Annotated in this window: 20 protein-coding genes; 14 read left to right on the forward strand and 6 right to left on the reverse strand. The window is 38.0% G+C overall.

Annotated features, from left to right (window positions below):
• The first annotated feature begins 224 nt into the window (after window positions 1-224).
• From IQ237_RS12560 to IQ237_RS12570, 3 genes are all read left to right on the forward strand, one after another.
• Window positions 225-1,025: a phytanoyl-CoA dioxygenase family protein gene (locus IQ237_RS12560; protein WP_194055575.1), complete on the forward strand. Its 801-nt coding sequence runs from the start codon at window positions 225-227 to the stop codon at window positions 1,023-1,025.
• A 72-nt stretch (window positions 1,026-1,097) separates the two neighbouring features.
• Window positions 1,098-3,341, forward strand: a complete 2,244-nt coding sequence (locus IQ237_RS12565; RefSeq protein WP_194055576.1) for an SxtJ family membrane protein — start codon at window positions 1,098-1,100, stop codon at window positions 3,339-3,341.
• An 11-nt stretch (window positions 3,342-3,352) separates the two neighbouring features.
• Window positions 3,353-4,477: a hypothetical protein gene (locus tag IQ237_RS12570; protein WP_194055577.1), complete on the forward strand. Its 1,125-nt coding sequence runs from the start codon at window positions 3,353-3,355 to the stop codon at window positions 4,475-4,477.
• Here the strand turns inward: IQ237_RS12570 and IQ237_RS12575 are convergent.
• From IQ237_RS12575 to IQ237_RS12585, 3 genes are read right to left on the reverse strand one after another with little or no spacing between them, the layout of a single operon-like run.
• Window positions 4,469-4,633: a DUF5989 family protein gene (locus IQ237_RS12575; protein ID WP_194055578.1), complete on the reverse strand. Its 165-nt coding sequence runs from the start codon at window positions 4,631-4,633 to the stop codon at window positions 4,469-4,471. The genes IQ237_RS12570 and IQ237_RS12575 overlap by 9 nt on opposite strands.
• Window positions 4,634-4,653: 20 nt before the next feature.
• A complete protein-coding gene (locus IQ237_RS12580) occupies window positions 4,654-5,859 on the reverse strand; it encodes a macrolide family glycosyltransferase (RefSeq protein WP_194055579.1) in 1,206 nt (401 codons plus the stop codon).
• A 20-nt stretch (window positions 5,860-5,879) separates the two neighbouring features.
• A complete protein-coding gene (locus tag IQ237_RS12585; protein ID WP_194055580.1) occupies window positions 5,880-6,794 on the reverse strand; it encodes a hypothetical protein in 915 nt (304 codons plus the stop codon).
• 726 nt (window positions 6,795-7,520) lie between these two features.
• Here IQ237_RS12585 and IQ237_RS12590 point away from each other — a divergent pair.
• Together IQ237_RS12590 and trpD are read left to right on the forward strand one after the other, a co-directional pair.
• Window positions 7,521-8,432, forward strand: coding sequence for a hypothetical protein (locus IQ237_RS12590; RefSeq protein ID WP_194055581.1), 912 nt, complete (start codon window positions 7,521-7,523; stop codon window positions 8,430-8,432).
• A 421-nt stretch (window positions 8,433-8,853) separates the two neighbouring features.
• Window positions 8,854-9,909: an anthranilate phosphoribosyltransferase gene (gene trpD, locus IQ237_RS12595; RefSeq protein WP_194055583.1), complete on the forward strand. Its 1,056-nt coding sequence runs from the start codon at window positions 8,854-8,856 to the stop codon at window positions 9,907-9,909.
• On the opposite strand, the gene IQ237_RS12600 is transcribed toward trpD, so the two are convergent.
• Window positions 9,839-10,897, reverse strand: a complete 1,059-nt coding sequence (locus IQ237_RS12600; protein WP_194055585.1) for a TIGR02281 family clan AA aspartic protease — start codon at window positions 10,895-10,897, stop codon at window positions 9,839-9,841. The two genes, trpD and IQ237_RS12600, sit on opposite strands and share 71 nt — an antisense overlap.
• Window positions 10,898-11,290: 393 nt before the next feature.
• Here IQ237_RS12600 and IQ237_RS12605 point away from each other — a divergent pair, with 393 nt between their 5' ends.
• From IQ237_RS12605 to IQ237_RS12635, 7 genes are all read left to right on the forward strand, one after another.
• Window positions 11,291-11,524: a hypothetical protein gene (locus IQ237_RS12605; RefSeq protein ID WP_194055636.1), complete on the forward strand. Its 234-nt coding sequence runs from the start codon at window positions 11,291-11,293 to the stop codon at window positions 11,522-11,524.
• Between the two features lie 71 nt (window positions 11,525-11,595).
• Window positions 11,596-11,907, forward strand: a complete 312-nt coding sequence (locus tag IQ237_RS12610; RefSeq protein WP_228020163.1) for a hypothetical protein — start codon at window positions 11,596-11,598, stop codon at window positions 11,905-11,907.
• A gap of 100 nt (window positions 11,908-12,007) precedes the next feature.
• The gene (gene carA, locus IQ237_RS12615) at window positions 12,008-13,165 is read left to right on the forward strand and encodes a glutamine-hydrolyzing carbamoyl-phosphate synthase small subunit (RefSeq protein WP_194055594.1); all 1,158 of its coding nucleotides are present in this window, start codon (window positions 12,008-12,010) and stop codon (window positions 13,163-13,165) included.
• A 258-nt stretch (window positions 13,166-13,423) separates the two neighbouring features.
• Window positions 13,424-13,780, forward strand: a complete 357-nt coding sequence (locus tag IQ237_RS12620; protein WP_190347592.1) for an STAS domain-containing protein — start codon at window positions 13,424-13,426, stop codon at window positions 13,778-13,780.
• A 301-nt stretch (window positions 13,781-14,081) separates the two neighbouring features.
• The gene (locus IQ237_RS12625; RefSeq protein WP_194055596.1) at window positions 14,082-14,561 is read left to right on the forward strand and encodes a Mini-ribonuclease 3; all 480 of its coding nucleotides are present in this window, start codon (window positions 14,082-14,084) and stop codon (window positions 14,559-14,561) included.
• A gap of 96 nt (window positions 14,562-14,657) precedes the next feature.
• Window positions 14,658-15,629 (forward strand): 23S rRNA (guanosine(2251)-2'-O)-methyltransferase RlmB, encoded by a 972-nt coding sequence (gene rlmB / locus IQ237_RS12630; protein WP_194055598.1) that lies wholly within the window; start codon window positions 14,658-14,660, stop codon window positions 15,627-15,629.
• Window positions 15,630-15,717: 88 nt separating this feature from the next.
• Entirely contained in the window at window positions 15,718-16,020 is a 303-nt protein-coding gene (locus IQ237_RS12635) for a DUF1816 domain-containing protein (RefSeq protein WP_096566225.1), read from the forward strand.
• Between the two features lie 203 nt (window positions 16,021-16,223).
• Here IQ237_RS12635 and IQ237_RS12640 read toward each other — a convergent pair whose 3' ends face one another.
• Together IQ237_RS12640 and IQ237_RS12645 are read right to left on the reverse strand one after the other, a co-directional pair.
• The gene (locus IQ237_RS12640) at window positions 16,224-17,057 is read right to left on the reverse strand and encodes an alpha/beta fold hydrolase (protein ID WP_194055600.1); all 834 of its coding nucleotides are present in this window, start codon (window positions 17,055-17,057) and stop codon (window positions 16,224-16,226) included.
• A 126-nt stretch (window positions 17,058-17,183) separates the two neighbouring features.
• A complete protein-coding gene (locus IQ237_RS12645) occupies window positions 17,184-17,930 on the reverse strand; it encodes a thioredoxin domain-containing protein (RefSeq protein ID WP_194055602.1) in 747 nt (248 codons plus the stop codon).
• 143 nt (window positions 17,931-18,073) lie between these two features.
• On the opposite strand from IQ237_RS12645, the gene IQ237_RS12650 reads away from it, so the two are divergent.
• Complete coding sequence (locus tag IQ237_RS12650) at window positions 18,074-18,892, forward strand: DUF2887 domain-containing protein (RefSeq protein WP_194055604.1); 819 nt, start codon at window positions 18,074-18,076, stop codon at window positions 18,890-18,892.
• 9 nt (window positions 18,893-18,901) lie between these two features.
• Entirely contained in the window at window positions 18,902-19,744 is an 843-nt protein-coding gene (locus tag IQ237_RS12655) for an Rpn family recombination-promoting nuclease/putative transposase (RefSeq protein WP_194055606.1), read from the forward strand.

Raw genomic sequence — 19,744 nt, forward strand, 5'->3', positions numbered from 1 at the left:
CATCAGTAACCATCTGTCAGTAATTAGCGCCACCTATAGATAAATTCGTTTCTGTAACAATTAGTTTAGATGTAATCAAATTTCAATGAATTTTAAAAAAATTTAATTTTAAGCTTTGTGAAGTCCTGATGATTTGATAAATTGTTAAAATTTTCTGTCTATTGCATGAAAATGCGAGCTTTCTGCTAAAAATATTCTATACAAATTTTTTTTAAAAGCCAGTAATGAAATTAACTCGTGAGCAAGTACAGGAATACGAAAATCAAGGATTTTTGTTCATTCCACAATATTTTTCTCAAGCAGTAGTTTCGGCACTCCGTGCTAACATTCCAGAGTTGATTGCTGATGAAGCAGTGGGGAGAGTTTGGGAAGCAGATAATAAAACTTTACGAACTCTCTACGGAGTGCATCTGACAAATAAAGTATTTAATGCTTTAGTCCGACACCCACTTTTATTAGAACCTGCACAACAACTCTTTGCTTCGGAATTATATGTTTTTCGCAGTAAAATTGTGATGAAACCAGCTTTCACTGGTGGAATGTGGGAGTGGCATCAAGACTCTGCATTTGCTCAATATTATGAAGAAATTCCTTCTCCAAAGGGAGGAAATGTCATCATTTTTTTGGATGAAGTTAACGAGTTCAACGGTCCTGTTTACTATATAAACGGTTCTCATCAACAAGGTTTGATAGCTCTTGAACAGGAAGTATCAACGACTCCCTCTTTGACAAAAGACTACTTATTGAACAAAGCTAAAGAACGAATTTCTTCCTTGGTAGATCAGGGAGGAATTGTAGCACCAAAAGGTCCAGCAGGTTCAGTTTTATTTGTACACTACGATACCTGGCATGGTTCTGTGGGTAATATTTCTCCTTTTGACCGGCGGAACTTGGTTCTTACTTACAGCAGTGTCGAAGAAACCGCCCTTCCTCAGAAAGAAAGACCAGCATTTTTATCAGATCCTGATCGCACTCCATTGACTGTTCTCAGTACAGAGGCAGTTGATTCTTTATTTGCTGGCTAAAAAATTAACATCCTCAAAAATTCAATTGACTTTTATAGCAAGCTACTGAACTGTTGATTTAAGAAAATTGTTATGAAAATACTCGGAATTTCTGCTTACTATCATGACAGTGCAGCAGCGTTAATCATAGATGGGGAAATAATTGCAGCCGCTCAAGAAGAACGTTTCTCAAGGAAAAAGCATGATGCGAGATTTCCCAGAGAGGCGATCGCCTACTGTCTGCAAGAAGCTGTGATCACAGTTGAAGACTTGGACTATGTAGTTTTTTACGAAAAGCCTTTTATTACCTTTGAACGTTTATTAGAAACCTACTTAGCCTATGCTCCTCAAGGTATAAAGTCTTTTTTTGCTGCTATTCCTGTATGGCTCAAAGAAAAACTTTATCTCAAATCAGTGCTAAAAACCGAGTTAGCTAAACTAGGTAAAAGCGATCGCTCTCTACTTCCTACCCTACTCTTCACCGAACACCATCAAGCTCACGCCGCTTCAGCCTTTTTTCCTAGTCCCTTTCAACAAGCAGCCGTAATTTGTCTAGATGCTGTGGGTGAATGGGCTAGTACCTCAGTTTGGTTAGGTAAGGATCATCAACTGATTCCCCAATGGGAAATTAACTTTCCTCACTCTCTAGGGATGTTGTATTCAGCCTTTACATACTACACAGGCTTTAAAGTTAACTCTGGAGAGTACAAACTCATGGGATTAGCCTCCTACGGCTGTCCCAAATATGCTGATTTGATTCTGGAACATCTGTTGGATCTCAAAACAGATGGCACATTCCGCCTCAATATGGATTATTTCAACTACGCTGTGGGATTAACCATGACTAACGAAAAATTCCATCAGCTATTTGGTAGTCCACCACGTCAACCAGAAAGCCTGTTAACGCAACGAGAAATGGATATTGCGGCTTCCATTCAGAAAGTCACGGAAGAAGTAGTATTACGGTTGGCGAAAAAAGTACATCAAGAATTAAAAACGGATTACTTGTGCCTCGCTGGTGGTGTAGCACTCAACTGTGTGGCCAATGGTAGATTGTTACGAGAAGGTCTGTTTCAAGATATTTGGATTCAACCAGCCGCCGGAGATGCTGGTGGTGCAGTGGGAGCAGCTTTAGCCGTTTGGCATCAATACCAAAACCAGCCGCGCAATAATCATGGTCAGGACAAAATGCGTGGTTGTTATCTTGGTCCCCAGTTTACAGAAACAGAAATTCGTAATTATCTTGACCAAATTGGAGCTAAATATCAGCACTTACAAGACCAGGAATTAATGACTAGCGTTGCGGAAATTCTTGCTCAAGAAAATGTTGTGGGATGGTTTCAAGGTCGCATGGAATTTGGTCCTCGTGCTTTAGGTAATCGTTCGATTATTGGCGACCCCCGTAGCTCGTCTATGCAATCGGTAATGAACTTGAAAATTAAATATCGTGAATCTTTCCGTCCTTTTGCTCCTTCTGTCTTAAAAGAACGAGTTTCTGATTATTTTGATTTAACCCATTCCAGTCCTTATATGTTATTAGTCGCAGATGTCAAAGAACATCTACGCTTACCTCTGACACCTGAACAACAGCAACTATTTGGGATAGAAAAGCTCAAAATCCGTCGTTCAACGATTCCCGCCATTACTCATGTCGATTACTCAGCGCGGGTGCAAACAGTGCATGAAGAAACTAATCACCGCTACTTTCAATTAATTAGTAATTTTGAACAAAAAACTGGTTGTGGTCTTTTGGTCAATACATCTTTTAATGTGCGCGGAGAACCGATTGTTTGTACTCCAGCAGATGCTTATAGGTGCTTTATGCGAACAGAGATGGATTATTTAGTCTTGGAAAATTTCCTACTAGCTAAATCAGAACAACCACCAGAAATAAAAGATAATTTACAACAAAAAGAAAAAGAAGTAGAAGTAGAAGTAGAAGTAGATGAACACGCAACCCAAGAAATACGTAAATTTGGCTTACTTACTGGTGTAGGAATTGCCCTACCACTAGGTTTAATTTGGCCTCTGATTAAACATGAGAGTCTGCCGTTATTACCTTGGATAGTTGCTAGTATATTATGGTTTTTGGCAGTCCTGAAACCAAAACTACTCCAGCCCATTCAGCAACTTGTAAAAACAATTGGTTCAACATTTGGTTGGCTCAACACACGCTTAATTCTGGGTTTTGTCTTTTATTTTTTATTAACGCCAATTGGTTTAATGATGCGTTTATTCAAACGTGATCCAATGATGCGAAAACTTGTAAGTGAGCAGGAGAGTTATGCTATTCCAAATCAAAACAAACCAATTGACAATATGAGGAATCCTTTTTAGGTGAAAAATCAATGAAAATTAATGCACGAATAATTGCCATAAATCTTGCTCTAACACTGCTGTTTATTTTTATTCTCAATTTTTGTAGCAATTTAGGAATATTTCTTTTTCAAGAATTTAATAATTATCTAGTATCAGATTCCAAGGTTGGCTTGCCTGAATTTTTGCAGAATCAGGAATCAACTAAGGTAATTTATCAAGAATTTGCTCAAATTCCTAGTCAATATAAACCCTTTATTGGTTGGTCAAGAAAGCCATTCCAAGGAGTAACAACTAATATTGACGCAAATGGCGATCGCATTCACACTAATCAAGTTTCTAACGGTAATCTAGACAAATCTGTCTATTTTTTTGGTGGTTCTACAATGTGGGGTTCGGGAGTAAAGGATCAAGAAACAATCCCCGCTTTATTCAATGCAGTTTCAGGATTTCCTACTTTTAATAAAGGGGAAAGAGCTTTTACATCTCGTCAGGAATTAGCTAGGTTTATCAATCTAATTGCCCAAAATGAGAAAATTCAAACAGCAGTTTTCTATGATGGAGCTAATGATATTGCTGTTCATTGTAGAAGTGAACTTAATGTTAACGAACATCTGATGACTCAGAAAATTAGAAAATTATTAGTAGCCAATAGTAAAAACAGCTATCAGCAATTTATCAACTATTTAGATGTAGCCTTTATTCAGGGAACCAGAAATCTTGTGAGTGTTTTGGTTCTCAAGCCTCAAAATTATCAGGAAAAATTGCTAGTTTGTGATGAACAACAAGATAGAGCTATCAAAGTGGCTGAAACTATGGTTAACAATTGGAAAATAGCTCATGATATTGCTACTGCAAGGGGGATTAATTTTTTTGCTATACTTCAACCTGTAGCTTTTATTGGGACACCAAAACTCAACCATTTAAAAGAAGTTGATGTCTATGAAAATTACGGGATCGATCTTCAATATAAAACTGTATATCCCCTAATTCAAAAAATCATCAAAGAACGCGGTTATCAATGGATTATTGACTATACAGACATATTTTCCATTGATGAACCTGTCTATATGGATTTTGTTCATGTCTTTGCTAATGGCAATCAGATAATTGCCAAACAGCTTTATCAAGATATCCAGTCTTATTTATCAAAATAGAGTGTAAATAAACGGTGCGATCGCTGATGATTGTGCAAACGCAATTAACGCACTCACCAGTAGAAGAGTGACAATTACAGGAACTAGGAGATAATTTTGACGCTGCTGAACAAATCCCCACAAATCTTTCACGAAATCTTTAGTAGTCTCAAACATAAGAACTGCAACTCCTATTTTTAAATTCTATCTTTAAATTCTAAGATTTTATCCACTGCCTTCTGAGTACCACCAGCGTTGATTAAAGAATTACCTAATATCTCAACGTTACTGCGAATTTGTTCATTTTGCATGACATCTTTCACAAGCGATCGCAATTTATTGGGTGCAATATTTTTCTGTTTTACCCATATTCCTGCACCTAATTGTTCTAGTTGATAAGCAACTAAATATTGATCTCCTCCTTGGGGAAATACAATCATCGGAACTTTATTAATTAATCCTTCCCAAACACTATTTGTACCTCCATGCGTGATAAATACCTGAGCGTGTTGCAGGATTTGCATTTGGGGTACATAATTGCTGATAATAAAGTTAGATGGAATTTTTCCTAATGTAGTGATATCAACAGATTTACCTACAGACATGACTACACCATATTCACTGTCTGCAAAAGCTTGTAAACATAACTGGTAAAAATCAGTTTTAAAATTGTAACTTGTAACTGAACCTAGTGAAATATAAATAATAGGTTTTTTATCAATTTTTTGTAAGGGAAATTTAGGATGAATTGCTCTCTCACTATAACAAGGACCTGTGAAAATATAACTATCATCAAATTCTGAACGTTGTAGCTGAAAATCTTCAGAAGTATAGACGATATTTAAATCTCCCCGCAAATTCATAGAATTTGGTTGCAACTTAAACACATCTTCTTTATGGATACGTTTCATTTCATACTTTTTACTTAATTGCTGCCAAAGTTGCTTGTGCCGATAAAACCTTTGCAGATGTTTAGTAATATCTGTTAGAGGATAGGCGGCTAATAGTAATGATAATGGCGGCAAAAAACGAGGTGGTAGGAGAAAATTTGTATGGAAGCAAACAGTAGGAATATTCAGTAAATCCGCAGGGATAGCAGCCCACAAACATTTAGCATGAAAAATCACTAACTTTGGGCGATCTCGTTCCAGTTTTTCTAATAAAATTGGTACAGCATCCAAGCAGTATTCTATTAAGCGAGATTGTAGGGTTACATCTCCCGATGCTGGTTTCATACTCGGAAGTGCTTGAAATCTCGCACCCGCTAACTCAATTTTGTCTTTAAATTCCTCAAAATAATAATAGTCTACCTGTTCACCACGCCGAGCTAATTCTTGAACTAACCCTAGAGTCGTATCTATGCGAGTATAACTAGGTAAATCAAAAAAAGCAACATCGACCATAATAATAAGTTGGGCAAAAATTAATCCAGTTCTAAAGTTTGGGAAATAAAGTCAATATGAGGAGCTTTTTGCGCCATACCTATTCCTATATGTGTTCCATATATACCTTCATTAACCACTGAATTTATTGACCAGTCAACAGTTTCTCTGATATTTTTATTCACACCAAAAGCTATTTCTGTTAAACTCAATCCTCTCTCTAAACTGTAAGTCATATCTAACAATACTGAAGTTTCATCTTCACCATCTATGACTAACTGAGTTATGGCATTATCTTCGATTCGCAAATATTTTTCCTGACTATTTACCACCTTATCTGTCAGATATTTTAAAGGCTTCCAGTTATTTTCCTTTGTTTCTTGGGTTGTAGTTTGCGTTAAAATGCCATCAAAATAAAAAATTCCATCTACCGAGAAACTTGATTTATTTGCTTTGGTATTAACAACAGAACTTTCCCAAAATTCTGCCACAGAGTAAAACCATCCAGGCTCAAGTTCTAAATCAGCATTAGCTATTTCTATATTATCAGTCAGTTGGCAATTTAACTTACTTCCTCTCACATCTGATAAGGTTAACTCACTTTCTATATCAGCTATTTTATCATATAAAAAATCTCTAATTGTTAATGCTTGTTCAATATCACTTGACATTAACTGCTTCAATGAATATTGGATGACAGATAAACTACCATCAAATTTAACTGCTGGCAAATGTACTATAATACTTTGGGAATCATGCCACAGTTGTTTAAGTTTGTAATAATATTTGTAATCTGAAAAAATTAAAAAAGCAGCCTGTTGACTCTTAAAATCGTAATCATCAAAAAAAATTGTTTTGTATCCTTGCTCTTTGCAGAATATGTCCACTTGATGACTATCAAAAATAATGGGAATTTGTTTGGCAACTAAAGCTTGATAAAAATCTATAATCTGCATACTAAAATCTATTTATTACAGCAAATTTATGGACAACAATTATTAAAATTGCTGTCCAAATTATGAAATGAGATAAATAAAGCAACTTGTAAACCAGTAAGGTATTACCTGTTGTTCAGATAATTATTACCAGTAAATATTGCCCAATTTTCTACGAGTTTCTTTGTTAACTTGTTCGAGTTTCCGTTTTTGTGTTTTCTTGCTGTCCATTTTAAGAACTCCTTAAATGTGGAATTTTAGGATTTACATCAGGTGTAAGTCCTGTTTTTAGGAATTTACCAAAATCGAATTGATTGCACAAGGTATAGTTTGTTTTTTTAATATTTCTTAACCTTGAGTAAAACACTGAATTACAGATGAGGGAAACAATAATTTTGCCATATTGCTTGAAACACTTATCCAAAGGTAATTTCATAAAATCTACTTTCAAAAACTTTATAATTTATTTATATTTAAAATCTAAGAATTTTGCTATTTTGATTCTATTTAGGCAATGTTGAATAACTAACTTTTGCAACAATCATCAGGGTTTCAGTCGTTTATATAATCAGGTATCAGCTTCTGTAGAAAATTAATCCTCTGGTTTTTTTCATTATATATGTGTGTGTATGTGTCGTTTTTTTAAGGCTACAGTTTATGGTGTAAAATTATGAGTTATGATTATGTATGCAATGATCTTTAGTGTTCATAAGCAGAGAATTTTACAGTCTATATAGTTTTGGTAAAATGCACATTATAAATTTTCAACAAGCTTTACTCAATCATCAAATTCCTGTCCTGGTTGATAGCGAACAAATTGCTTCTTACTTTAGAGAACAGGGATATCAAACATTTTTTTTTGATGATTATGATTTTGCGACTCAACAAATAGTATTTGCTGTAATTTCAGATTTCTCTTATCATGATCGTCTTATACAAATATCTAATGAATCTGAAAGTACCCTTGTCCATCTACTAGCAGTGAGATACGATTCTCATCTAGAATCAATTGCATATTCATTTGCACAAATTCTTGCTTGTAATATCACACAAGCATTAGAATTGAGAGCTAAAGCTTATGATCAGATTGCTGAAGTAGAAGATAAATTATATTTATCTGATGATAGAGGCAGTAAACTAAATTGTTTCTTATCGGAAAATTTAGAAGTTATCAACACAGAAGATGAACTAGAACCAGGATGGTTTTACTCAATTTCAGAAATATTAGAAAGCGGAATAGTCAATATTCAAAGTGATAAATCAAGCTTTTCAGTAGATGGTACTTTCTTTTTTGATGGTATCATCTATGCTTGTGCAAATCAGCAAGTGAAAGAAAGTAACCAAGACTTGTTGAATTATCTACTAAAAAAAGTAGCATCTAGCCAAGAAAAATATATTGACATAGAAGATAACAGTATCATCCGCCTAGTTTTGGATGGTAGAGATGAAACTTCCATCTTACTAGACATGAATTACAGCCTAGAACGCAACCTAAGTTGTACAGAAATAGGCTTTGGCTGTAATACAATAATTGCCCAAAATATTAACTGGCAGATAAATTCAATTATGAATCAAGGAGTACATGGAATGCACATAGGAATTGGTATGGCACAAAAGTCTCCTTATATTGATTTTATTTCTCAAAGCATTAAACTATAGATATTTGGTAAGCATTCAGCTATCAGTAATCAGTAATCAGCTTATAACGGCAAAAACAAAGATTTAGCAGCATTAATTGAGGAATTTTACACTTTGAGCATTTGTGAGCATTTGTGAGCATTGTTTGTATTTTAGCCTTGAAAGCTGATAGCTGATAGCTGACGGCCGAATACCCACATCTCTCCTTCTCTTCCTCTCTTCCTTCGTGTCCTTCGTGCCTTCGTGGTTCATTCATCTAAACTTATACAATACATAGATAAATCCATATTTCTCTGCGTCGCGCCAGTCGCCTCAAGTCGGGAAACCCGCCCACGGCGCTGTCTCCCCAACGCACTGGCTTCTCTGCGCCTCTGCGGTTCGTTTTCAAAAAACCCCCATTTTTCGGTAAAATCACACACAGCCTAACTACAAAACCGCCAAAATGACAAACTTACCAGATCCTAATATTTGGTCAAACCTACTTAAACAACTATTAGAAAACCAATCATTATCCCGCAACCAAGCAGCCGAACTGATGCAAGGATGGATCAACGAAACCATCCCCCCAGAACTATCAGGAGCAATATTAACAGCACTGCACTTTAAAGGAGTTTCTGCCGAAGAACTCACAGGAATGGCAGAAATATTAAAATCCTTATCTGTTCAAACTACACACGACAACAGCCAAAACCCCATACCCCTAGTTGACACCTGTGGCACTGGTGGAGACGGTGCATCAACCTTTAACATCTCCACCGCCGTCGCCTTTGTCACTGCTGCTGCGGGTGTACCAGTCGCTAAACATGGCAGCCGTTCCGCCTCCAGCTTAACCGGTAGCGCCGACGTTTTAGAAGCTTTAGGAGTCAATCTCAACGCACCCAGCGAAAAAGTACAAGCAGCAGTCAAAGAAGTGGGAATAACCTTTTTATTTGCCCCTGGATGGCATCCCGCACTAAAAGCCGTTGCACCACTGCGGAGAAACTTAAAAGTGCGGACAGTATTTAACTTACTCGGACCATTAGTAAACCCCATGCGCCCCACAGGGCAAGTAATAGGCGTATTTGATCCCAAACTGATCGAAACCATCGCCCAAGCATTAAACCATTTGGGAACAGATAAAGCGATCGTATTGCATGGTAGAGAAAAATTAGATGAAGCCGGGTTAGGGGATGTAACCGATTTGGCAGTTTTATCTGATGGTAAAGTACAGTTAACCACAGTCAACCCGGAAGCAGCAGGAGTAACACCAGCACCCATTACAGCCTTAAAAGGTGGGAATGTCCAAGAAAACGCCGAAATTTTAACCAACGTCCTTAAAGGAAAGGGAACTTCAGCCCAACAGGATGCAGTGGCGCTAAATGCTTCTTTAGCGTTGCAAGTAGCCGGTGCAGTTCCCTTATTAAATCATGCTCAAGGTGTGACAGTAGCTAAGGAAATTCTACAAAGCGGTAGTCCCTGGAAAAAGTTGGAACAGTTAGTTGAATTTCTGAAGAATTAGATTCTTCTGAGTGGTGTTGGGGACGAAATTCTACAACATTACGTTTGATGGTAACGTCATAATTACCAAAAAAGTCATGTCCTAACAATCCCGTTTCCAGTTCTTCACCAGCGATCGCCACAGGAATTTTATTTACCGTTACACCGCCAACTTCCATTGAATCGAGATAACCAACCGGAAATTCCACATCTTTAGAACTAACGGTGTTGGCTTTAGCAATACCCACAGGCACCACACCCAAAGCCTCTGCTACCTGTTGAGTGATCACAGAACCACTAGCACCCGTATCCACAATCATCTCAAATCGCTGCCTACCATTAAAGGTAACTTCCACAATGGGAGTACCACCAACTCGCCGCTTAATCGGTACTACAAATACCTGATTATTGTAGGCGAGAGTTTCCGAGGAAGGTAAAATCGGCTCTAGTGGTGGCAGTGGTTGTAGTGGTCTAGCAGGAGTAGAAGTTGAATAGCGTTGTGTTTTGGGCTTTGTTTGGGGAACAGCAACAACTACCTGTTGATCACGTGCTACGGGAGATGCTAACTTACTGGGGTTAGCTTTTTGTTTGGCTAATTTAATTTCACCCTGGTATTCGGCAATTTTTCTTTGAGCAAAAGGAAAATTAGGACTGTCTCGCCGCACCTGTTTCAAGAGAGCGATCGCATCCTCAAACCTACTCGCCACCAAATGCCAATCATCTGGAGACTGAGCAGATTTACTGATATTCACAGCACCAGTAGCTTTATCCAGTGCCAATTCTAAAGGACTGGTTTGTGTACTTTGTTCTACTTTTGGTTTTGGTTTGGCTGATAATGAAGCTGGTTGCTTCATTGGCGGCTGTATCGCTGCCAAATTACCAACAGGTATAGATGGCTGACTATCACCAACCCCCGTTGTCTGTTTGTTGTCACTACAGGCAACATTCAAAACCACCAGACTACCGGAAACAAAAATTAGGGCTGCGCGGGATAAAAAAGACTCAAGCATAGTTCCTTTCAGGTTAACCGCCCTGGCTCTCTCCAAGTGTACCGCCCCCACAGAATTAAAGATGCTTCAGATTTAATCATTTAAAAATCAAAGTTTTTCATAGTAGTTTTTGTATTTTTGTATACATATATTTAGGGTTTGCTGAATAAAGCGCAACCCTTTATAAATCAAAGGTTTGAGGTTGATAAAGAGGAAAAAAGTGCAAGACTTTTGAAGGGTATACCTGAAAAACCGTGCATTTTGAAACCAAGAAATCCCAAAATGGGGGGATGACAGATAGCTAAAACTGTTCCCTGTTCCCTGTTAAGAGTTCCCTGCCTCCACGAAAAGACTTTCTCAGCAACCCCTATTTAATTTTTTGTAAAGGATTGTATAATAATTACAGGAACTTTCTTGCTTTCCGATGAATATTTAAATATTATTTCTGGCATCGCCAGACTTTGCGAGGATTCATATCCTCCGTCAATTCTTGATTGTATTGAGCAAGATAATCCCAGCTATCAGGCTGTTTTATCTGATACTTTAGAGGAATTGCGTTTAAATTACGAACATATTCCCGAAGTAAAGCCGGAGGATAGTAGTGCCTGGTTGCGAAACATATTCGATAAGGCCATTGCCGAAGTTTGAGCTTAGTCTTGTTAAGCTTGTGAAAACTCACTACAAAAAAAAACAAAAGAGCTAGAGATTCATTTGAGACTTTGATACAAAAGTATAGAGAGACTCTTGCAAAAGATCCGCTTTTTGATGACTCAGATAGCAAGAATTTTCCTAAAGGTGCTTACAAACCAGATTTTGAATTTAGAAAAATTCGGTTTTCAATGCCTGAACTTCAAGGTGCTTCCCGTAGAGGCCGATTTATGTATGTTGTTCATCAAGCTTCTTGCTCTGTTTATCCCATCTGGGTTTATACACACGAAGAATACCCTAAAAGACCTAGCGATCAGGACTTGAAAGAGCAACTGGCAATTATAGAAATGAATATTGTGGATGTAGAGTCTCCACCTTCATAAACCATGAGAAAATATACTTTTGTAGTCTTATAAAGAACTAAATTTAAATATAGAAGAGAGAAAACCTCTTCTGGCTCCCATTAGCAATTACCAGTTACTTATGTCTTTATCTGATGCAATACCTGCTCTACTCGTCCTAGCAGATGGAACAGCTTATCGTGGTTGGTCTTTCGGCGCTATGGGAACCACTGTCGGCGAAGTGGTGTTTAACACTGGCATGACTGGATATCAAGAAGTATTAACCGATCCTAGTTATACAGGTCAAATTGTTATTTTTACATATCCCGAATTAGGAAATACAGGGGTTAATCCCGAAGATGAGGAATCAACAAAACCTCATGTCAGAGGAGCGATCGCCCGCAATATCTGTCACAAACCAAGTAACTGGCGCTCTACCCAATCTTTACCAGACTACCTGAAACAACACCAAATCCCCGGTATTTTCGGTATCGACACCCGCGCCCTCACCCGCAAAATTCGGATGTATGGCGCGATGAATGGTGGTATCTCTACATCAATTCTGGATGAAACTGAATTATTAGAACTGGTGCAAGCTGCTCCCAACATGGCAGGATTAAATCTGGTGCGGGAAGTCACCACCCCAGAAGTTTATGAATGGTCCGAAACTACTACAGAAGTTTGGGAATTTAACCCAGAATCCGTAGCTAAGATTGAGGAAACGTTCACAGTCGTTGCTTTAGACTTTGGCGTAAAACGCAATATCTTGCGGCGGTTGGCTAGTTATGGCTGTCGCGTGATTGTTGTTCCAGCCAATACACCCGCAGCGGAAATCCTCAAATATAATCCAGATGGGATTTTCCTCTCCAACGGACCCGGTGATCCAGCAGCAGTGACAGAAGGCATTAGCACCGTTAAAGCACTGCTAGAAAGTCAAAAGCCCATGTTTGGTATTTGTATGGGACACCAAATTTTGGGTCATGCTTTGGGTGCAGAAACCTTTAAACTAAAATTTGGGCATCGTGGTTTAAATCAACCTGCGGGTTTACAACAACGGGTAGAAATCACCAGCCAAAACCACAGTTTTGCTATTGATCCGGATTCATTACCATCAGCATTGGTAGAGGTTAGTCATCTGAACTTAAATGATCGCACTGTTGCAGGGGTACGTCACAAGTCTCTACCAGTGTTTTCTGTACAGTATCACCCAGAGGCTAGTCCAGGACCCCACGATGCTGATTACTTATTTGAGCAATTTGTGCTAGAAATGCAAACAGCACGTCAAACAGCGATCGCTTAAGTTAATCAACAATAAAAATGGGTAATTGGTAATGGGTAATTGGTAATTGGTAATGGGTAATTCAATGAAAGGATTTTGGATTTTGGATTGTTTTTGTCAATTCCAATCCAAAATCTAAAATCTAAAATCTAAAATTTTCTTCCCCAGTCACCAATCACCAATCACCAGTCACCAACCTAGACAAGATAAGTCAAAACCATCTATACTTGAGCGTTTACTTTCAGTCAAGAGGACGAGGAGGGAGTTATTGCTGAACCACTGAATCTAACCGTAAGCCTGAGAGGTACTCGCGAAGTCCGGGATAGCTGCCAGCTATTCCGCCTCACAGGTCTGTTAGATGCTTTTTCTGAACCTACATTTCGCAAGGTACTGTCTGGAAAGATTGATGAAGGTCCAAAGCACATAATTCTGGATCTCTCACAAATCGACTTTGTTGATAGCTCTGGTTTGGGTGCGCTGGTACAACTAGCCAAGCAAGCTCAAACCGCCGAAGGCACTTTCCAAATTGTCACCAATGCCCGCGTTACTCAAACGGTCAAGCTTGTTCGCTTAGAAAAGTTTCTCGCCCTACAAACTACAGTTGATGCGGCTCTAGAAAACATCAAGTCGTCTTGATTGCTTGACCACAAAAAATCAATTTAGCTATCCCGATGAGCAGTAGGAAGGTGAGGAAGTTGAAGAAAATATGAAGAATATATTAATTCTCCATCTTCCTCATCTTTCCCAACTCCCCAAAATAGCCAAAAGACCTATCTTTTCACAATCACCCATCTCCCCAATCAGGAATTTATATAGTTTTAAGTAATATTTGTTAGTGTTGAATATGCTCGGTGTGCTATGATGGCATACTGCACAAAAAATAAATGTTCGTAAAGATAATCTTCCCAATATTAGTAGGTCAAGGAATGATGAACAGGTGAATCCCCAGGAGGAAGAAGCAAAAAATGGAGGAGATGAAACTGTAATGCAGTATTCATCTGACATTCCAGCATTGTTGGTAAACACGACGCAATTACCCCAACCATTATCCCAGGCACAAGTACAACAAATTTCTCCTTCTGCCTTAGCTTACTTGGGGGATGCAATTTACGAACTATATGTTAGAATGTTTTTTCTGTGGCCACAGCAAAGGCCAGAAATTTACCATAGTTTGGTAGTAGCGCAGGTCAGAGCAGAAACACAAGCCCTACATTTGCGATCGCTGACTCCTCATTTAACGAGTAAAGAGTTAGAAATTGTCCGCCGAGGTCGTAATGCAGCCGCTGGCCGTCCCAAACGACTAAATCCCGAAATTTATCAACAGGCAACTAGTCTAGAAACTTTAGTTGGCTATCTATATCTCACCGATTACCCCCGTTTAACAGAATTGTTGCAAAAACTCCATCTAGAGAAATAGTGAGTAGCTCAATCTCTTGATAGGAAAATCAGTTGTAACGGTTCATAAAATTGAGGGAATCTCAATGCTCACTTATTTACTAAACTCAATAATCCCATGTCTAACCAACCTAGAAAAATTAATCACGCTGGTGAACCAAAACGCGGACAACCTATAAAAATCAAGGGTAAACGCGTTATTGCTAATCCTATTCGTACTCAAAGCAACGCAGAAGTTAAACCCATATCTCGCAAACCCCGTCCATCTCGTCCATCTTCCCAACCCTTACCAGAGAGCAAATCTACAGAAGACAGTGATCTCATCTACGGTCGTCATCCGGTATTAAGCGCATTAGAAAATCAACGCAATCTCAACCGGATTTGGATTACTTCTCGTCTGCGTTATGATCCGCGATTTCATAATTTAATTCTCCAAGCTAAGGATAATGGTACAGTAATTGATGAAGTTGAACCTAAGCGTTTAGACCAAATCACTCACGGAGCTAATCACCAAGGTATAGCAGCCCAAATTGCGCCTTATGCCTACATGGAATTAGATGATCTGATTACTCAAGCAAAATCAGTCACCGATCCAGTGATTGTTGTTGCTGATGGTATCACTGATCCTCACAATTTGGGGGCAATTATTCGCACAGCAGAAGCCATTGGCGCTCAAGGTTTAGTAATTCCTCAAAGAAGGGCTTCGGGAATCACCTCAACTGTGGTTAAGGTGTCCGCAGGTGCTTTAGAAAACTTTTCTGTCGCCAGAGTCATTAACCTCAGCCGCGCTTTGGAACAACTTAAAGAAGCTGGTTTTTGGATTTACGGAACAGCAGCCTCTGGTAGCGAAGCTGTACATACAGTAAAATTCAGTGGACCTATCGTTTTAGTAATTGGTGCTGAAGGTGAAGGTCTGAGTATGTTGACACAACGATCTTGTGATGTTTTAGTCTCAATTCCCTTACAGGGTAAGACTCCTAGCCTAAATGCCTCAGTGGCAGCAGGGATGGCGCTTTATGAAATTTATCGCCAACGGTCGTTAAATACCCACTATCTTGATAAATTACATACATTTTCTTTGAAAAAATAAACCTAAAAGAGTATAAAGAAATGTAAAACTGAATCTATCTAACATATTCTTTAATACCCAGTATCACGTTTATAAATTGGTGAAAACCATGAAAACTATTTGGCATAACCTTAAGGAAGGGCTGATTAGCTTATCTAACGGTCTAGGCTTGGCTTGGTGGGTTGAAATTGTCACCCAGAATCCACGTTGCACCTACTACTTTGGTCCATTTTTAAGCTCGGTGGAAGCGACATCTGCCAGTAAGGGCTATCTAGAAGATTTAGAAAACGAAGGAGCGCAAGGAATTATAGTCAATGTCAAGCGTTGTAAACCTTATGTTTTAACCATTGCTGAAGACCTGGGGGAAAGGATTGACCGTAAAGTAAAGCCTGCCTTTAGCGGTCAAGTGTAATACAAATCTATAGGCTGTCATCGTTCCTGAGTTAATTTTGAGTTAATTCTGGGAACGATGGGCAACAATAGGTGACTGGTGACTGGTGACTGGGGAAGAAAATTTTAGATTTTAGATTTTAGATTTTAGATTGGAATTGACAAAAACAATCCAAAATCCAAAATCCAAAATCCAAAATTGAATTACCAATCACCAATTACCAATTACCAATTATCAATTACCTGTGGATGTGCTTCTAACCAAGTATCAACATCCCATAGCAATTGTTGGGGAATTTCCCAGGGGAAAAGGTGGGCGGTATTGGGGTAACATTGCCAATGAGAGTTTTTAAGGTGTGTTGCTGTTTCTAAACTAGAATCAGCGGTAATGTGTCGGTCTTCAGAGCCAGCGAGTACCAAACTCGAACATTGTATTTTTTCCAAGTCTGGAAGTCGATTATATCCAGCTTTAATGGCGCTATAGAGAGCGCGAGTAGCATAACTAGAGGTTTTTAAATAAGCTTGTACAGCTTCCTTGGCAATGTAACCGTAAGCGGTGGGTGTATGCTGTTGGATTAAATAGCGAAAGAGCGATCGCTTGCCAAAAGTTTCAATATTCCAAGACCAACCAGGTTTAATATAGTTTAATATTCCCGCTACACCAGTATAAAGATTATCGTGCCAAGAAATAGGCGGATGATTCCCCCAAGGTCTAGCTGAGGTGGCAATTAAAATCAGTCCTGTGACTCGCTGTGGTAAACGCAATGCTAATTCCATAGCTAAAATACCACCCAGTGACCATCCCAATATCAGGCATTTCTCTATCTGAAAACGGTCTAGGAGAGCTTCTAAATCGTCCAAATGGTCTTGCATGGCAAAATTGCTATTGCAGCGGCTTTGACCGTATCCGCGCAAATCTGGGGCAATGGTTTGAAAACGTTTTGATAAATGATTAGTAAACACAGAAAGACTACGGCCAGAACCAGGATGACCGTGTAAAGCGAGTATGGGAAATCCCTGGCCTTGGATGTAAACGTTAAGAGGTAATTTATAATTCATAATTGATAATTGATAATTGGTAATTCAATTTTGGATTTTGGATTTTGGATTGTTTTTGTCAATTCCAATCTAAAATCTAAAATCTAAAATTTTCTTCCCCAGTCACCAGTCCCCAGTCCCCAGTTACTAGTCTCCTCTCTCCAAAATACTTTCAATTTCTGACAACTGCACTGGACCAGAAAGATTCTGGCTATTAATAATAAAAGAAGGTGTACCAGAAAGACCCAATTTATAAGCCATTTGTAGGTCTTGTTGAATTGCTTTATCTGCTAAATTGCGATCGCGTTTAAATTTTGCTAAATCTAAATTGAGATTTTTCGCAATATCTAAATATAAACTTTCTCCCAGTTGTTTTTGATTTGTAAACAAAGCATCATGATATTGCCAAAATTTACCTTGTTGATATGCTGCCCAAGCTGCTTTAGCTGCTGGTAATGCTTGGTCATGAATTTGCACTAAAGGGAAATGTTTATAAACTAAGGTGAATTGATTGGGATATTTTGCTAATAAATCTTTGAGAGTTTTATTTGCTTCGGCACAATAGGGACATTCAAAATCAGAAAATTCAATTAACACAGTTTTTAATTGTGTCGAACCTGTGGTGGGAGAATCACCAATTACACCTTTTGTATTTGTTCTTAAATTTTGTAAAAATCCCTGTCTTGCTTGTTGAACTTTTTGTTGCTGTTCTTCCTGATATGCTTGCACACTTTCGATAATTGCTTTGGGATTTCGACGGATAATTTCTAATACTTGCTGTTCTAGTTTGGGGTCAATTTTCGTGTCAGCTTGGGCTGGAAGTGACCAGCTAATAGTCAAAAATAATAAGCTGGTAATTGCCAAAATGCGGAGTTTGTGAAAAATTTTAATCATGGTAAGATTTTATGCAGATAGATAAACACTTTCTTAGATTACTAGATATTGGCGACAATGATAGCATGACACAAAAAAATGAGTTTTGGTAATTTCAATGGGTATTTTTCAGGGTAGAATATAGTAAATTTATATCATCAGCAATGCACACAGATACAATATTTTACCAAATCTTTCTCACTTTTCATACTCTTTTATTTGAACTACTGGGAGAACCACCCGAAAATGCTGAAGGTTACAAATTCACATCTGTAGAAGTGAAGGAAAAAGCCTTTAGATTTGATGGTATATTTATGCCAGATAGTGGAGAAAAACCGATTTACTTTGTGGAGGTGCAATTTCAACTAAAACCAGAATTTTACTGGGAATTTATTACAGAAATAAACATTTACATCAATCAATATAAACCTCAGCAAGATTGGCAAGCGGTAGCTTTGTTTGCTAAACGTAGTTTAGATGTGGAATTATTAACTAATTATCAGCAGGAATTAGTCAATAGTGGTCGCATCAAACGGATTTATTTGGATGAAATACCATCAGGTTCAATTGGGATGGGGTTAATTGAATTAATTGTCAGTAAAGAAAACCAAGCTCCAGAATTAGTTAAGAATTTGATGCAAAGAACGAAAACCGAAATTAGCAACGACTCAGAAAGAGAAGGTATTATAGAGTTATTGGAAACTGTGTTGTTGTCGAAGTTTTCGCAATTAACCCGTCAGGAGATAGAAGCGATGTTTTTAGTCAATGATATCAAACAAACAAGGGTATATCAAGAAGCAAAGCAGGAAGAAGCAACAAACTTACTGCTGCGTCAGTTATCTAAGAGGTTTGGAAAATTGACAGATAGTTATATCCAGAAAATCAGTAACCTGAAAATAGCACAATTAGAAGATTTGGGAGAAGCGTTATTAGATTTTCGGGATATCCATGATTTAGATGAATGGTTCAAATCTTATACATAATTATCAGTAATGCACACAGATACAATATTTTACCAAATCTTTCTCACTTTTCATACTCTTTTATTTGAACTACTGGGAGAACCACCCGAAAATGCTGAAGGTTACAAATTCACATCTGTAGAAGTGAAGGAAAAAGCCTTTAGATTTGATGGTATATTTATGCCAGATAGTGGAGAAAAACCGATTTACTTTGTGGAGGTGCAATTTCAACCAAAACCAGAATTTTACTGGGAATTTATTACAGAAATCAACATTTACCTCAATCAATATAAACCTCAGCAAGATTGGCAAGCGGTAGCTTTGTTTGCTAAACGTAGTTTAGATGTGGAAGTATTAACTAATTATCAGCAGGAATTAGTCAATAGTGGTCGCATCAAACGGATTTATTTGGATGAAATACCATCAGGTTCAATTGGGATGGGGTTAATTGAATTAATTGTCAGTAAAGAAAACCAAGCTCCAGAATTAGTTAAGAATTTGATGCAAAGAACGAAAACCGAAATTAGCAACGACTCAGAAAGAGAAGGTATTATAGAGTTATTGGAAACTGTGTTGTTGTCGAAGTTTTCGCAATTAACCCGTCAGGAGATAGAAGCGATGTTTTTAGTCAATGATATCAAACAAACAAGGGTATATCAAGAAGCAAAGCAGGAAGGTAGAGAAGAAGGTAGAGAAGTGGAAGCAACAAACTTACTACTGCGTCTGTTATCTAAGAGGTTTGGAAAATTGACAGATAGTTATATCCAGAAAATCAGTACCCTGAAAATAGCACAATTAGAAGACTTGGGAGAAGCGTTATTAGATTTTGGGGATATCAACGATTTAGATGAATGGTTGAAATCCCAAACCTAA

The sequence above is a fragment of the Sphaerospermopsis sp. LEGE 08334 genome (assembly GCF_015207205.1).
Lineage (GTDB): Bacteria > Cyanobacteriota > Cyanobacteriia > Cyanobacteriales > Nostocaceae > Sphaerospermopsis.